This window comes from Lentibacillus sp. CBA3610 (assembly GCF_013373365.1).
Lineage (GTDB): Bacteria > Bacillota > Bacilli > Bacillales > Amphibacillaceae > Lentibacillus.
The window spans coordinates 3,959,214-3,974,651 of sequence record NZ_CP035925.1; the positions used below are offsets into that span (position 1 = coordinate 3,959,214).

Genomic DNA, 15,438 nt, shown 5'->3' on the forward strand with positions numbered 1-15,438 from the left:
TACCTGAGGCGAGGAGGTGGAATCTTGAGAAAGATCTTTACTTGCATGTGTCTCGTCATGCTGGCGTTCCTTGCTGCATGTTCAGATGATGAGCCGGATGCACAGGATAATGAGTCGAAGGAAAATGACGTTGAGGAGAAAGAAAAAGCTTCTGAATCCGCGGCTGAGATGAATACGTTCCCACTGACAGGGGTGCAGACGGATGGGCCGGTAAACAATCGGATCGTCAGCGTCATGGTCAATAATCATCCGAAAGCGCGTCCGCAGTCAGGTCTCAGCAAGGCAGACATTGTTTTTGAAATACTGGCTGAAGGACAAATAACACGCTTGTTGGCTATGTATCAGAGTGAACTGCCGGAAGTTGTTGGGCCGGTCCGAAGTGCAAGAGAATATTACTTTGATCTGGCAAACAGCTACGACTCGCTTTATATTTACCATGGTGCGGCCAATTTTGTGAATGAGATGATCAAAAACCGCGGAATTGCACATTTGGATGGTGCCGTTTATGATAATGATGGACAGTTATTTAAACGCGAATCATTTAGACAAGCACCGCACAATTCTTATCTGCAGTTTGGCACAGTGTATGATACCGCAGAGCAAAAGGGGTATGACATAACAAAAACATATGAGCCTCTGACGTTTGCTGCAGAGGAAGAAGCAGCTGACATCAGCGGTGATCCCGCATCCACTGTGGAAATTGATTATTCCAACAGGTTGAAATATACTGTGGAATACATATATGATTCAAGCAGCGAGAAGTATACCCGTTACAGTGACGGCGAAAAAACGGTTGAATTGAATTCCGGGGAGCCGATTACAACCGACAATATTTTAATTGTGGAAACACCACATCAGGTCATTGATGATGCCGGCAGACGATCAATCGATTTAACATCAGGCGGCAACGCTTATCTGGTTCAGAAAGGAAAAGTCCGGGAAGTCCAGTGGGAAAAGCGTGATGGCAGGATTATACCGGTACAGGACGGCGAGCCTGTACAGCTGGTTCAGGGCAAAACATGGATAAACGTTGTACCATCTAATCCGGGAATCTCACAATCGGTTACGCTATCAAACCAATAAAAGGCAGGTGATGTCATCATGCAGATTGATAAACTGCGCGGTGAACAACTGGATCAACTGTTTGATGCAATTCTTTCATTAAAAAATCGTGAGGAATGCTACAAATTTTTTGATGATATTGCAACCATGTCTGAGGTCCATGCGCTCGCTCAACGGTTGCAAGTAGCCAAAATGCTGACAGAAGGCGATACCTATAACGCCATTGAACACGACACAAACGCCTCAACCGCTACCATTTCCCGCGTGCGCCGCTGTATTAACTACGGCAGTGATGGGTATAAAATTGCGCTGGACCGCTTACTTGATGATCATGAATCATAGAAATGCTATCTCCCACTCGGGGGATAGCAAAAACCTCTTACTTAGACACCCGAAACTATCCACCTGCACGAATTTCCGCAAAATCACTTCACGAACCCCTAAATTCATAGCATAATTTTTGGTATACTTTTATAATGAAAGTAATTAAACGACATGAATCACTGACTTAATGAATTTAATCTTTTATAAATGGAGGATTATACGTGGAATTTTCACTTGATAATTGGAATCATTTATTTAAACTGGACCCTGCCAAGGAAATATCAGATGAAGATCTTGATGCTGTTTGTGAGTCGGGGACTGATGCTGTGGTCGTTGGCGGGACGGATGATGTGACACTGGACGGTGTGCTGGATTTACTATCGCGCATTCGTCGCCATACGGTGCCATGCGTTTTGGAAATATCCAATTTAGAATCGATCACACCCGGGTTTGATTATTATTTCATTCCGATGGTCATGAACAGTACGGAGAAAAAATGGATGATGGACATCCAGCATGAAGCGATTAAGGAATATCAGGACTCCATGAACTGGGATGAAATCGTTGTGGAAGGCTACTGTATTTTAAACGAGGAAGCCAAAGCATTTAAACAGACGAAATGTGAGCTGCCGGACGATGATGATGTGGTGGCCTATGCGTACATGGCAGAGCATATTTTCCATTTGCCGGTTTTTTATATGGAATATAGCGGCACATATGGGAATACGGAACTTGTCCAAACTGTGAAGGAGCAGTTAAAGGATACGAAGCTTGTTTACGGCGGCGGGATCGAAAATAGCGTGCAGGCGCGTGAAATGAAGGAGCATGCTGATACCATTGTCGTTGGCAACCTGATTTATTCGGATATCAAGCAAGCACTGAAAACAGTGAACGCAGTTAAAGATAAATAAATGTTGAAAGTCGATGATCTTGATGAGCAATTTTACATCGGCTGACTTTCCTGAACATCATTAAAGGCGGTGTCACCGTGAGTCAAACAATACAAAATTTACTTAATGGATTAAATAAAGAACAACAACAAGCCATCAAGCATACAGAAGGACCACTTCTGATCATGGCCGGGGCAGGAAGCGGCAAAACCCGGGTGCTGACACACCGGATTGCTTATTTGCTCGGTGAAAAGGATGTCGCTCCCCGCAATGTGCTGGCTATTACATTTACGAATAAGGCCGCACGGGAAATGAAAGAGCGTGTCAATAAACTGGTTGGAGCAGGCGGTGAACAAATCTGGGTATCCACATTTCACTCAATGTGTGTGCGTATTTTGCGCCGGGATATTGACCGGATCGGCTACAACCGTAATTTCACGATCCTGGATAGCAGTGATCAGTTATCAGTCATCAAACAAATTTTGAAAGATCTTAATATCAATCCGAAAAAATTCGATCCGCGGGCCATGCTTGGGCAGATAAGCGGTGCAAAAAATGAACTTGTTACCCCGGGAGAATACAGCAAAAATGCCGGGGACTTTTTCCAGCGCCAGGTATCGCAAGTTTATGAACGTTATCAGAAAACACTGCAGAAAAATCAGGCACTCGACTTTGACGATCTGATCATGCAGACGATTCATTTATTCAAACGCATCCCCGAAGTGCTGGAATATTACCAGAACCGGTTCCAGTACATTCATGTGGACGAGTATCAGGATACCAATCATGCCCAATACTATTTGATAAAACAACTGGCAAACCGGTATGAGAATCTCTGTGTTGTCGGTGATTCCGACCAGTCAATTTACCGTTGGCGCGGAGCAGATATTGCTAACATCCTGTCGTTTGAACAAGACTATCCATCTTCAAGGGTCATTTATTTGGAGCAAAATTACCGTTCGACGAAATCAATTCTTGCTGCAGCCAATAGCGTTATTGACAATAACTCAGGCCGCAAACCGAAAAATCTTTGGACAGAGAATGATGAGGGCAAAAACCTTCATTATTTTCAAGGGGCAACCGAGCAGGAAGAAGCGCTGTTTATAACGGATAAAATCCAGGAGCTGACACGCGAAGAAGGGTTCTCCGGGAATGATATTGCAATTCTGTACCGGACCAATGCCCAGTCCCGGGCAATTGAAGATACATTGATGAAGTCGAATATCGCGTATCAAATGGTCGGGGGCACCAAATTCTACGACCGTAAAGAAATAAAAGATCTGACCGCATATTTACGCCTGATCACCAATCCTGATGATGATATAAGTTTCGAGCGCGTGGTCAACGTACCTAAACGCGGCATCGGAAAAACATCAGTGGATAAACTGCGTGCATATGCGGCTGAACATGGCATTTCATTTTACCAGGCCGTCAAAGAAGTTGATTTTGTCGGGGTTACGAAGAAGGCGGCCAATGCGTTGGCGGAATTTGGCAAACTCATTCAAACGCTGGCGCAGCAGCAGGAATTTTTGACGGCAACCGATATGGTCGAAGCGATACTGGAACGGACAGGTTATGAGACAATGCTGAAAAATGAACGGTCACTGGAATCACAGAGTCGTCTGGAAAACCTGGAGGAGTTCCAGACGGTTACCCAGAATTTTGAAGAATATGCAGAAGATAAAACCCTGATCGCTTTTCTCACTGACTTGGCATTAATCGCGGATATCGATCGTGTTGATGACGAAGAAACCGATAGTGAACCGAAAATTACACTCATGACGCTTCATGCTGCCAAAGGACTGGAATTTCCGGTTGTCTTTTTGATCGGTATGGAAGAAAATGTATTCCCGCACAGCCGGTCCATGTTCGATAATGAAGAGATGGAAGAAGAACGGCGTCTGGCTTATGTCGGTGTGACACGGGCAGAACAGGAACTTTATTTGACCCATGCCAAAATGCGGACACTTTATGGCCGGACGAATATGAATCCAATCAGCCGGTTCATTAACGAAATTCCGGAAGACCTTGTTGATGGCATTGAGCAGGCACGCGCGGCTATGTACGGATCGTTTGAAAAAGCGCCCGATAAGCCGTCTGCACCAAAACGCAGCGCCGGCAGAATGCAAGAAACAACCGGTGCCGAATCTCAAACCTGGAGCCCCGGTGATAAAGCAGAACATAAGAAATGGGGCATTGGTACGGTTGTCAAAGTTCAGGGAGAGGGCGAGGCGATGGAACTCGACATTGCGTTTCCTGCGCCGACCGGCATTAAACGGCTGCTGGCTAAATTCGCGCCCATCACGAAACAATAGGAGGTGCTTGCTGAATGGAAAAACAACAAGCACAACAGAAGATTGCTGAACTAAGGAAATTATTAAACCAATATGGTCATGAATATTATGTCCTGGATAACCCAAGTGTCCCGGATTCAGAATATGACCGGAAAATGCAGGAACTCCTTAAACTCGAGGAATCATTCCCTGAATTGGTCACTGCCGATTCACCATCGCAACGAATCGGCGGCGAGCCACTGGATGCGTTTCAGAAAGTCCAGCACAATGTACCGATGATGAGCCTCGGCAATGCGTTTAACGAAAGTGATTTGCGTGATTTCGCCAGACGTGCTGCTCAACTGACCGATGAGCCGATTTCATTTGTATGTGAGCTGAAAATTGACGGTCTGGCGGTATCACTCACTTATGAAAATGGCACGTTTGTCCGTGGTGCAACCCGTGGTGATGGAACAACCGGTGAAGATATCACGAGCAATTTGAAGACCATTCGCAGCATACCACTTTCCATTCAGGAGGAAAATACGCTTGAGGTCCGTGGTGAAGCGTTTATGCCGCATCAATCATTTTTGAAGATGAACGAACAGCGACAAGCGAACGATGAAGAACCATTCGCCAACCCACGCAATGCGGCTGCGGGGTCACTAAGGCAGCTTGATCCAAAAATCGCGGGCAAACGGAATCTGGATATTTTCCTGTATGGTGTTGGTGAATGGCAAGCAGGCAGCCTGGAATCCCACAGTGAGCGTCTGGATTACTTGCAGGAACTCGGATTTAAAACAAATCCGGAGTGGCTGAAGTGCGAGACGATTGATGAGGTCATCGAATTTGTGACGTACTGGGAGCAAAAGCGTCCGGAATTAAATTATGAAATCGATGGGGTTGTCATTAAAGTCGATAATCTCACACAGCAGGAAGAGCTGGGCTTCACTGCCAAAAATCCGCGCTGGGCGATTGCCTACAAATTTCCCGCTGAAGAAGCATTGACGACACTTCGCGAAATCGAACTGAGCGTTGGCCGGACCGGTGTTGTGACCCCGACGGCTATATTGGACCCTGTCAGAGTGGCCGGTACAACGGTCAAGCGTGCCTCATTGCATAACGAGGATCTGATACGGGAGAAGGACGTCCGTCTTGGTGATCAGGTTGTAATTAAAAAAGCCGGTGATATCATTCCGGAAGTCATTCGCCCTGTTGAAGAAAAGCGGACAGGTGATGAGAAGGAATTCTTTATGCCGGATGATTGTCCGGAATGCGGCAGTGAACTCGTCCGTCTTGAAGAAGAAGTTGCGCTGCGTTGTATGAACCCGAACTGCCCTGCGCAATTAAAAGAAGGATTGATCCATTTTGTTTCCCGGGAAGCCATGAATATTGACGGTCTGGGTGAAAAAGTGATTATTCAGCTGTTCCGGGAAAATCTGGTTCATACCATTGCCGATTTATATCGATTACAACGTGAAGACTTATTGCAACTGGAGCGGATGGGAGAAAAATCAACCGACAATCTGCTTAAGGCGATAGCGTCGTCAAAAGAGAATTCGCTGGAAAGACTGTTGTTCGGGCTTGGCATCCGTTTTGTCGGTTCCAAAGCTGCGAGAACACTTGCCGCTCAATTTGAAACGATGGAAAAACTGCAGGAAGCAACGTTTGAAGACGTTGTGGCCATCAACGAGATGGGCGACAAAATGGCTGATTCAATTGTGAGCTATTTTGCAGGAGACGAAGTGAAAAGCCTGCTCAATGAGCTGAAAGAGCTCGGTCTCAATATGAAATACAAAGGTGCCAAACAGCAGGAAATTGAAGACGATACGGCATTCTCCGGCAAGACAGTTGTTCTGACAGGGAAAATGAATGATTTTACACGATCAGAGGCAAAGGCATTGGTTGAGAAGCTTGGCGGGTCTGTCACCGGCAGTGTCAGCAAAAACACGGATATTCTCATTGCTGGGGAGGATGCCGGTTCAAAGCTGGACAAAGCAGAAAAACTCGGTGTTACCATTTGGAACGAACAACAGCTTAGAGACGTCACAGATGATTAAGGAGTGGAGTAAGTTGAAAAAAATAACAGCCCTGCTGGCAAGTGCCATCCTGATCCTGACAAGTTGTTCACCGTCGATCAACAATGAGGATGAGGTTGTGCAAAACGAAGATGAGACACAACAGCAGAATTCGATTGTCTCAAGCAACCAGTTATCAGATGAAAATTACCGGACCATTCTGCCATACCGTCCCAGTGCATCCCGCGGTGTTATCACCAATCAGATGGGAAATCGTGTCGACATTGATGAGATGGAAACCGGATTGCGAAGACTTTCCAAAGAATACTTCGATCCGGAGCAATACTTCTTTGAGGAAGGTCAATATTTAACATCGGATATGCTTTATAATTGGCTGGATACGTATCCGACGGAAGAAGAGTTGGAAGCCGCTAGTGAGGAGGCGGCAGAGGAACTGAAGCTGGCATTGAACCCGCCGCTTGACGAAGAGTCAGCTGCAAAGGAAGATTATGAGAACAATCCGAAGTACTTATCCCATATTTTGGAGCATAATTTTCTGCAGCGAAATGAAGATGATTCGGTAGAACTGGTCGGGGCATCAATCGGAATCGCTTTAAAATCGGTTTTCACATATGAAGTGGACGGCAATACAGAGCATAGAGAAATTTCTGAGTCGGAAATGATGGAAAAAGGTCAAGAAATTGCTCAAACTGTTTTGGAACGCATTCGGAACATTGAAGAACTCAGTAATATCCCGATCATGATCGCTTTGTACAGAGAAGAAGATCAAAGTTCACCTGTACCTGGAAATTATGTGGCTAAAACAGGTGTTGAAAGCGGCCAGTCAACGATTGACGAATGGGAAACCATAAATGAGGAAAATATCCTGTTCCCTTCTGATGAAGCTGAAGAAAAATACTATGATACGCAACAATTAGTTCAAAATTTCGGTGCACGCGTTGAAGAATTCTTTCCGGATTATGTCGGTGTTATCGGTGAAGGCTTTTATATAAATGAAGAATTGCAGCAATTAACGTTGGAAATCCCACTGGAGTTTTACAGCAAAGGTGAGGTTATCGGCTTTACTCAGTACGCGGTTGGTCTGATAGATGAAATGTTCCAGGACTATTATGATCTGGAGGTAAAAATCATGTCCAACGAAAAAATGGAAAGCCTCATTTATCGGGAAGCAGGCAGCAATGAAGCGGACGTTCGCATGTTTGATTCATAAAAGATAAGGAAATTTGAATCAATGCAATAGACCCAAAATCGATAAGAAAGCCCTTTTTTTAAATGAAATGTATGAAAAAAGGGCTATTTTTAACCAACTTTCCTCAATTCAGGAAAGTCGGCAATTTTCGAAGGGGTTTATTGCTATATTTACCCCTCAACTTTCCCAATATGAATTTTTGGAATTTATGTTATTATATAAATATAGCGTTATTACCAAATCATTCTAAATTTCAGCTAGTGAGGTGGGTAAAAAGATGGAAATCGGACCTCATATCAAACTTCACCGAATTAAACAGGAAATGACCCAGGCAGAACTGGCTGAGGGCATTGTCTCGAGCGCTTATTTATCCAAAATCGAAAATGAGAAAACAGAGGCAAGCCCACATGTTATAAGCTTATTGTGTACCAGATTGGGTATTCAGTTGGATAATGAGACGGATGAAATGGTCAGGCAGAAGTGTCAGGAATGGTTTGGCATGCTAACAACAAATCATGACAGGGATGAAATCATACGAATCTACCAGGAATTAAACGAGATTATGTACAACAATCATTCAGCAGATAGTCTACTCATGTTTGAAATTCATAAGATTAGGTATTTTCTGGTCATAGGTGAGATGGACAAAGCGTTGCGTCAGATTAACAAATTAGTGGAAATGTCCGGTACCTTTGACAGTCTGCATCAATATTATTGGTATAAGTTTAGAGGGAATTATTACACAGCTAACAATGAATCCAACCAGGCAATGCGGATGTATAAAGCTGCGGAAGAGAAGTTTAATCAGCTAGAATTATCCGAAGAGGAGATTGCTGATTTACAGTACACGATTGGTGTAACACACAGTAAGCTGCGGAACACACTTGAAGCGATTGACTATGCTGAAAAGGCTATTGCCACTTTTCGGGTCACATATAATTTTACTCAATGTGCGCAATGTCATATTGTGCTTGGAATTTCTTACCGTAGAATACGGATGTATGATAAAGCCATAAAAAATTATAATCTTGCCAAACATCTAGGCGAGCTGAAGCAGAACAGGCGTGTTATACAGTTAACGAATCAAAATTTAGGTTATTTGTATTCGACGGTTGGGGATAGAGAAAAGGCCATTGTCCATTATGAGGAAATAATAAAAGAACAAGATATACTGTTGTTTGAACGAATACTTGCAGCTACCTCATTGATTAAAGAATATTATTCTATTTACAACTTTGATAAAGCAAAAGAAATGGTTGAATTTAGCCTACAATTATTGGAAGAAGTTGATGAAAAAGAAAGGTTCCAACTATTTTATTTCATTACCTATACTTATAATTATGCAATTAATCAAGAACTTGAGAAGTTTGAATCATTGGTGATTGATGAATTTATACCGTACTTGAAGAAGCATAAGGATTACGCAAACTTGGTAATTTACGCGAATATGCTGGCAAACCATTTTGAAGGGAATAACAGATACAAAGAATCTGTTAAATATTATAAACTGGCTAACAATACTTATGAAGAATTGGTTAGCCTGTAAAAAAGGGGGGATAATATGAGAAAAGTTATTGCAACTGTTGCATTTGGAGCTTTGCTTGTAGCAGGGTTATCAGCAGTACAGGAAGCGCCTGCCGATTCTGCGATGGAATGGGAACCTAAAGTATTTTCAGTAGGGCAGGATGTTAGTCTCTTTTAATTTAGTTTAAAGCGTAAGATCAGTAATTTATTACCCTATTACTTTATGATGATGTGCCTGAAATAGTGTGGAAAGCTATTTCAGGCTTTTTTTGCCGTTTTCCGGGCCGGATGCACCATTATTTGTAGATTTTCCAGATATAGTTCAAGTAATTCATAATATTTCATTAGTTGAAACGTATGTTATAATGAAGTACAAATATTCAGAAAGGGGTGAGTGCGAGTGGAGTATGCTATTTCCGGGGCGACGTGGTTCTGGATGTTTGCCCCAATGCCTATCATTGTAATACTTTCGATCATTACACTGTTCACGGAGGGGAGGAATAAGTAAATGGATCAGACCACACTGATCGTATTTATTGTGTATCTGCTCGGGATGCTGACCATTGGTATCATCATGTATCGGATGACGAATAATTTATCCGACTATGTCCTCGGTGGCCGTAAATTGGGTCCTGGGGTGGCTGCGCTAAGTGCTGGTGCGTCAGATATGAGCGGCTGGCTTTTGCTGGGCTTGCCCGGGGCTGTTTATGCTGCCGGTCTGGCTGAAGCCTGGATGGCGATTGGTCTTTCCATCGGGGCTTATTTGAACTGGCAGATTGTTGCAAAGCGGCTGCGCGTTTATACGGAAGTATCCAATAACTCGATTACGATTCCGGATTTTTTGGAAAATCGTTTCAAAGACAATTCCCATATACTTCGGGTTGTTTCTGCACTTGTTATTCTATTATTTTTCACGTTTTATACATCGTCCGGTATGGTGGCCGGCGCAAAATTATTTGAGGCCTCATTCGGGCTGGAGTACCAGGCAGCTTTATGGATCGGAACCATTGTTGTTGTCTCATATACATTGTTAGGCGGATTTTTGGCCGTTGCCTGGACGGATTTCATTCAGGGCAGTTTAATGTTTGTAGCTCTTATAGTTGTGCCGATTATTGCAATCAATCATATTGGCGGGTGGGATACCGCAGTTCAAGCAGTCGGTGAAATCAGCCCAAGTCACTTGAACATGATTGAAGGTGTTGGCATGGTGGCTATCATTTCATCCCTGGCTTGGGGACTTGGCTACTTTGGTCAGCCACATATCATCGTGCGGTTTATGGCATTAAGGTCGCCAAAAGATGTTCCGAAAGCCCGGTTCATTGGTACGACTTGGATGGTACTCGGCTTATATGGTGCCATTTTTACCGGTTTTGTTGGTTTGGCGTTCATCAGTACACAGGATGTCAATGTATTAAGTGAGTTTGGCATTTCGGTTATTACGGAAAATGGTGTGCAGATGCTTGATGATCCGGAAAAAATCTTTATTGCCTTTTCACAGATTTTATTCCATCCGGTGATTGCAGGGGTTCTATTGGCTGCCATTCTTGCTACAATCATGAGTACGATTGACTCGCAATTGCTTGTCTCATCATCTGCTGTGGCGGAAGATTTCTATAAAGCCATTTTCAAAAAGGAAGCAGGCGAAAAGGAACTGGTTTGGGTTGGCCGAATTGCCACCCTTATCATCGCAGTGATTGCAGCGCTAATTGCCATGAACCCGGAAAGCAGTGTGCTTGATCTGGTGAGCTATGCATGGGCGGGCTTTGGTGCCGCATTCGGGCCGACGGTGCTGCTTGCACTATTCTGGAAACGGTTCACACGGAATGGCGCGTTTGCCGGTATACTGGCAGGTGCTGCTACTGTAATTATTTGGGGCGACATATTGTCAGGTGGCATCTTTGATCTGTACGAAATTTTGCCTGGCTTCCTGCTAAATCTGATCATAGCTGTTGGCGTCAGTCTGGCTGAGAAACCAAAAGCTGAGGTAGAAGCAGAATATGATCAGGCTGTTGATAAAATGAACGAATACTAATATTGAAAAATCGAAAACCACTTTCCCTGTTTTGAAGCGGAGTGGTTTTTTCTTTATGCAAAGAGCAGGGGTGCTTCAACCCCCGGGAGTAAAACTTACAGCAGTGAGAAAAACTTTAGCGAGGCTGCAAAACATTCGTGATTAGAAACACTACATGGGCGGAGAAACGGAAACATGGGCGCGAAAACCGGAACATGGGCGGGAAAATGGAAACATGGGCCTGAAATCTGGAATATGGGCCAGAAAATGGAAATATGGGCCCGAATTCCGAAACATGGGCACGAAAATGGAAATATGGGCCCGAATTCAGAAATATGGGCCAGAAAATGGAAATATGGGCCTGAAATCCGGAACATGGGCCCGAAAGTAGAAATATGAGCGGGAAATTCAAAACATGGGCCCGAAAAACATGAGCGCGAAGTCAGAACATGTCTGGCTTAATTTAATAGGAGAAAAACATTCCACTAAAGTCGGCTTTTCCCCGCATATAACGGACACTAATCCCCCCAAAAACGGGGGATAATTGTCCGTAAATGCCCGATTCTGCTCAACTAACATTCAACAGGGAAAAAGCACCCTGATGAATACAGTTTCGCTTTTCCCCGCAAATGGTCAGTAACCCGCCAAACAACGGCGGTTAACTGACCCTAAATGCCCGATTCGGCTCAACTAGCATTCATCAGAGAAGAACGCTCTGTTGAATGCAGTTTCGCTTTATTTGCTCAGTGGCGGTGAATTCTGCTATTATCAGTAGTGTCTTTAGGTAAAAATAATGATAAAAAAGTAAGAATAAAAATCATATTTATGGAGGTGTCCACTATGGCGGATATTTCAAAAGAAGAGGTCAAGCATGTTGCTGGTTTGGCACGGCTTGCTATTACGGAAGAAGAAGCTGATATGTTTACAGATCACCTGAGTTCGATCATCGAATACGCTGAGCAACTAAATGAACTCGATACAGAGCATGTAGAGCCGACGACACATGTTCTCGACCTTAAGAATGTCTTGCGTGAAGACGAGCCAAAAGAGTGGATTTCAAAGGATGAAGCACTAAAAAATGCGCCGGACAAGCAGGATGGTTATTTCCGCGTGCCATCAATTCTGGAGTAAGGAGGGAAAGACATGTCATTATTTGACCATAGCATTAAACAACTGGAAAAAATGTTACATAAAAAAGAGATATCGGCAGAAGACCTGGTCAATGCTTCATACGACCGGATCAATGCGGTCGATCATGAGGTTAAGGCATTTTTGACGCTTGATGAAGAGCATGCTCGCAGTCAGGCGAAACAACTGGATGCTGCCCCCGATGAGGAAGCACGTTTAATGGGTATCCCGGCCGGTATTAAAGATAATATCGTCACGAAAGGCTTGCGGACAACGTGTGGCAGTCAATTTCTGAACAACTTTGACGACCCGCTGTACAATGCAACGGCCATTGAAAAGTTAAACGCCGAAAAAACCGTTACAGTCGGTAAATTGAATATGGATGAATTTGCGATGGGCTCATCTACTGAGAATTCCAGCTACACACCAACTCGCAATCCATGGAACACGGATTATGTGCCGGGCGGATCAAGCGGCGGATCGGCTGCCTCTGTTGCAGCTGGTGAAGTTCTCTATTCCCTTGGGTCTGACACAGGCGGTTCGATTCGTCAGCCAGCATCATTTTGCGGTGTTGTCGGAATGAAGCCGACATACGGGCGTGTATCACGTTTTGGTCTGGTCGCGTTTGCGTCATCACTTGATCAAATCGGCCCAATTACAAGAAGTGTAGAAGATAACGCACGTATTCTTGAAATTATTTCCGGGCATGACAAGATGGATTCAACCAGTGCTAACGTGGATGTTCCGGCTTATACCGAAGAGCTGACAGGCGACGTTAAAGGTATGAAAATCGCCGTGCCGAAAGAATACCTTGCAGAAGGTGTGGCACCTGAGGTCAAAGAAGCGGTCATGAATGCCTTGAAACAATATGAAGAACTCGGGGCTGAGTGGGAGGAAGTATCCTTGCCGCATTCCAAGTATGCCGTGGCTGCTTATTACTTACTCGCATCATCTGAGGCGTCCGCCAACCTGGCCCGCTTTGACGGTGTCCGGTACGGGGTGCGTTCGGATCAAGCGGATAACATGATGGATATGTTCACTTATTCCCGCAGTGAAGGATTTGGCGATGAAGTGAAGCGTCGGATCATGCTCGGCACATTTGCTTTGAGCTCCGGGTACTATGATGCCTATTATAAGAAAGCACAAAAGGTAAGGACATTGATTAAAAATGACTTTGACAATATTTTAAAAGATTACGATGTTGTCATCGGTCCAACAGCGCCAACACCAGCATTTAAAATCGGCGAGAACATTGATGATCCATTGACGATGTATGCCAACGATATTTTAACGATCCCGGTCAATCTGGCTGGTGTTCCGGGTATTTCCGTGCCATGCGGTTTTTCAGAAAAGGGGCTGCCAATCGGCCTGCAAATTATCGGAAAACCGTTTGATGAAAATACGGTTTATCGTGCGGCACACGCTTATGAACAAGCAACAGAACATCATACAAAACGACCTCAATTGGGAGGTGCCAAATCATGAACTTTGAAACGATCATCGGACTTGAGGTACACGTGGAGTTAAAAACAAATTCAAAAATTTTCAGCCCGAGTCCCAACGCATTCGGTGATGAGCCAAATGCTAATGTCAATCCGATTGACCTCGCTTATCCGGGCGTTTTGCCGGTATTGAATGAAGAAGCGGTTAACTATGCTATGAAAGCCGCACTCGCACTGAACTGTGACATTGCAACGGACACTAAATTTGACCGGAAAAACTATTTTTATCCGGACAACCCGAAAGCCTATCAGATTTCCCAGTTCGATCAGCCCATCGGCGAAAATGGCTGGATTGAGATTGACGTGAACGGTGAGAAAAAGCGCATCGGGATTACCCGTCTCCATATGGAAGAGGACGCCGGAAAGCTGACGCACCAGGATAACGGCTATTCCCTGGTTGACTTTAACCGTCAGGGCACACCATTGATTGAAATTGTCTCTGAGCCTGATATAAGTTCACCGGAAGAGGCATATGCCTATCTGGAAAAATTGAAAAATATTATTCAATATACTGGCGTTTCCGATTGTAAAATGGAAGAAGGCTCACTCCGCTGTGACGCCAACCTATCCATCCGGCCAATCGGACAGGAGGAATTTGGTGTCAAAACTGAACTGAAAAACCTGAACTCCTTCTCATTCGTGCAAAAAGGGCTGGAATTTGAAGAAAAACGTCAGGAAAAAGAACTGCTGTCAGGCGGCGAAATTTTATCAGAGACACGCCGCTTTGATGAAAAAACCAAAGAAACGATTCTCATGCGGGTCAAGGAAGGTTCAGACGACTATCGTTACTTCCCTGAACCGGACCTTGTCCCATTGTATATCGATGAAGAATGGAAAGAGCGCATTCGCCAGCAGATTCCCGAACTGCCTGATGCCCGTAAACAGCGCTACATTAATGAGTTACAGCTGCCGGAATATGACGCGGGTGTGTTGACCAGCTCCAAAGAAATGTCTGATTTCTTTGAGGAGGCTGTCAACAATGGTGCGGATATTAAACAGGCGTCGAACTGGCTGATGGGTGACGTATTAGCTTACATGAACAAGCATTATAAAGAATTGAATGAACTGGCCCTGACACCGGAAGCATTGGCTAGTATGATTAAACTGATTGAGGACGGTACGATTTCATCCAAAATCGCCAAGAAAGTTTTCGCAGAACTCGTCGAAAATGGCGGCGATCCGGAAAAAATCGTTAAGGAAAAAGGACTTGTCCAAATTACTGATGAAAGCCAGCTGACTGAAATTATCACGCAAGTTCTGGATGAAAATGAACAATCGATCATTGACTATAAAAATGGAAAAGACAAGGCAATCAAACACCTTGTCGGACAGGTTATGAAAGCAACAAAAGGACAGGCAAACCCGCCGATGGTCAATAAGATTTTGCTAGCCGAGATTGAAAAACGATAAAGCAGTGAAACGCCAAAGTTTTGGGCAAAATCGCCAAACATCATGAGAAAAACGCCAAAGTTTAAGCCAGAATCGCCAAACATGAA

At 44.3% G+C, this 15,438-nt stretch carries 13 protein-coding genes; all 13 read left to right on the plus strand.

The window, feature by feature from the left end:
* Positions 1-24 precede the first annotated feature (24 nt).
* The gene (locus Len3610_RS19830; RefSeq protein WP_176449432.1) at positions 25-1,083 is read left to right on the plus strand and encodes a DUF3048 domain-containing protein; all 1,059 of its coding nucleotides are present in this window, start codon (positions 25-27) and stop codon (positions 1,081-1,083) included.
* An 18-nt stretch (positions 1,084-1,101) separates the two neighbouring features.
* Positions 1,102-1,404, plus strand: a complete 303-nt coding sequence (locus Len3610_RS19835) for a YerC/YecD family TrpR-related protein (protein WP_176449433.1) — start codon at positions 1,102-1,104, stop codon at positions 1,402-1,404.
* A 203-nt stretch (positions 1,405-1,607) separates the two neighbouring features.
* Positions 1,608-2,297 (plus strand): heptaprenylglyceryl phosphate synthase, encoded by a 690-nt coding sequence (locus Len3610_RS19840; protein WP_176449434.1) that lies wholly within the window; start codon positions 1,608-1,610, stop codon positions 2,295-2,297.
* A gap of 77 nt (positions 2,298-2,374) precedes the next feature.
* Positions 2,375-4,591, plus strand: a complete 2,217-nt coding sequence (gene pcrA / locus Len3610_RS19845; protein WP_176449435.1) for a DNA helicase PcrA — start codon at positions 2,375-2,377, stop codon at positions 4,589-4,591.
* A gap of 14 nt (positions 4,592-4,605) precedes the next feature.
* On the plus strand, positions 4,606-6,609 hold the full coding sequence (gene ligA / locus Len3610_RS19850; protein WP_176449436.1) for an NAD-dependent DNA ligase LigA: 2,004 nt from the start codon (positions 4,606-4,608) through the stop codon (positions 6,607-6,609).
* Positions 6,610-6,622: 13 nt separating this feature from the next.
* Positions 6,623-7,798: a CamS family sex pheromone protein gene (locus Len3610_RS19855; protein WP_176449437.1), complete on the plus strand. Its 1,176-nt coding sequence runs from the start codon at positions 6,623-6,625 to the stop codon at positions 7,796-7,798.
* 256 nt (positions 7,799-8,054) lie between these two features.
* Complete coding sequence (locus Len3610_RS19860) at positions 8,055-9,323, plus strand: helix-turn-helix domain-containing protein (protein WP_176449438.1); 1,269 nt, start codon at positions 8,055-8,057, stop codon at positions 9,321-9,323.
* Positions 9,324-9,338: 15 nt separating this feature from the next.
* Positions 9,339-9,479, plus strand: coding sequence for a hypothetical protein (locus Len3610_RS19865; RefSeq protein ID WP_176449439.1), 141 nt, complete (start codon positions 9,339-9,341; stop codon positions 9,477-9,479).
* 330 nt (positions 9,480-9,809) lie between these two features.
* Positions 9,810-11,333 (plus strand): sodium/proline symporter PutP, encoded by a 1,524-nt coding sequence (gene putP / locus Len3610_RS19870; RefSeq protein ID WP_176449440.1) that lies wholly within the window; start codon positions 9,810-9,812, stop codon positions 11,331-11,333.
* A 174-nt stretch (positions 11,334-11,507) separates the two neighbouring features.
* On the plus strand, positions 11,508-11,711 hold the full coding sequence (locus tag Len3610_RS19875; protein ID WP_176449441.1) for a hypothetical protein: 204 nt from the start codon (positions 11,508-11,510) through the stop codon (positions 11,709-11,711).
* 441 nt (positions 11,712-12,152) lie between these two features.
* Positions 12,153-12,443 (plus strand): Asp-tRNA(Asn)/Glu-tRNA(Gln) amidotransferase subunit GatC, encoded by a 291-nt coding sequence (gene gatC, locus Len3610_RS19880; RefSeq protein WP_176449442.1) that lies wholly within the window; start codon positions 12,153-12,155, stop codon positions 12,441-12,443.
* A 12-nt stretch (positions 12,444-12,455) separates the two neighbouring features.
* Entirely contained in the window at positions 12,456-13,925 is a 1,470-nt protein-coding gene (gatA, locus tag Len3610_RS19885; protein ID WP_176449443.1) for an Asp-tRNA(Asn)/Glu-tRNA(Gln) amidotransferase subunit GatA, read from the plus strand.
* Positions 13,922-15,352, plus strand: a complete 1,431-nt coding sequence (gatB, locus tag Len3610_RS19890; protein WP_176449444.1) for an Asp-tRNA(Asn)/Glu-tRNA(Gln) amidotransferase subunit GatB — start codon at positions 13,922-13,924, stop codon at positions 15,350-15,352. Before gatA ends, gatB begins: the two co-directional genes overlap by 4 nt.
* The last annotated feature ends 86 nt before the right edge of the window (positions 15,353-15,438 follow it).

Coding starts and splice junctions, on each gene's coding strand:
- Len3610_RS19835 (WP_176449433.1), top strand. CDS start 1,102: ATGCAGATTGATAAACTGCGCGGTGAACAACTGGATCAACTGTTTGAT.
- ligA (WP_176449436.1), top strand. CDS start 4,606: ATGGAAAAACAACAAGCACAACAGAAGATTGCTGAACTAAGGAAATTA.
- Len3610_RS19860 (WP_176449438.1), top strand. CDS start 8,055: ATGGAAATCGGACCTCATATCAAACTTCACCGAATTAAACAGGAAATG.
- Len3610_RS19865 (WP_176449439.1), top strand. CDS start 9,339: ATGAGAAAAGTTATTGCAACTGTTGCATTTGGAGCTTTGCTTGTAGCA.
- putP (WP_176449440.1), top strand. CDS start 9,810: ATGGATCAGACCACACTGATCGTATTTATTGTGTATCTGCTCGGGATG.
- Len3610_RS19875 (WP_176449441.1), top strand. CDS start 11,508: ATGGGCGCGAAAACCGGAACATGGGCGGGAAAATGGAAACATGGGCCT.
- gatC (WP_176449442.1), top strand. CDS start 12,153: ATGGCGGATATTTCAAAAGAAGAGGTCAAGCATGTTGCTGGTTTGGCA.
- gatA (WP_176449443.1), top strand. CDS start 12,456: ATGTCATTATTTGACCATAGCATTAAACAACTGGAAAAAATGTTACAT.
- gatB (WP_176449444.1), top strand. CDS start 13,922: ATGAACTTTGAAACGATCATCGGACTTGAGGTACACGTGGAGTTAAAA.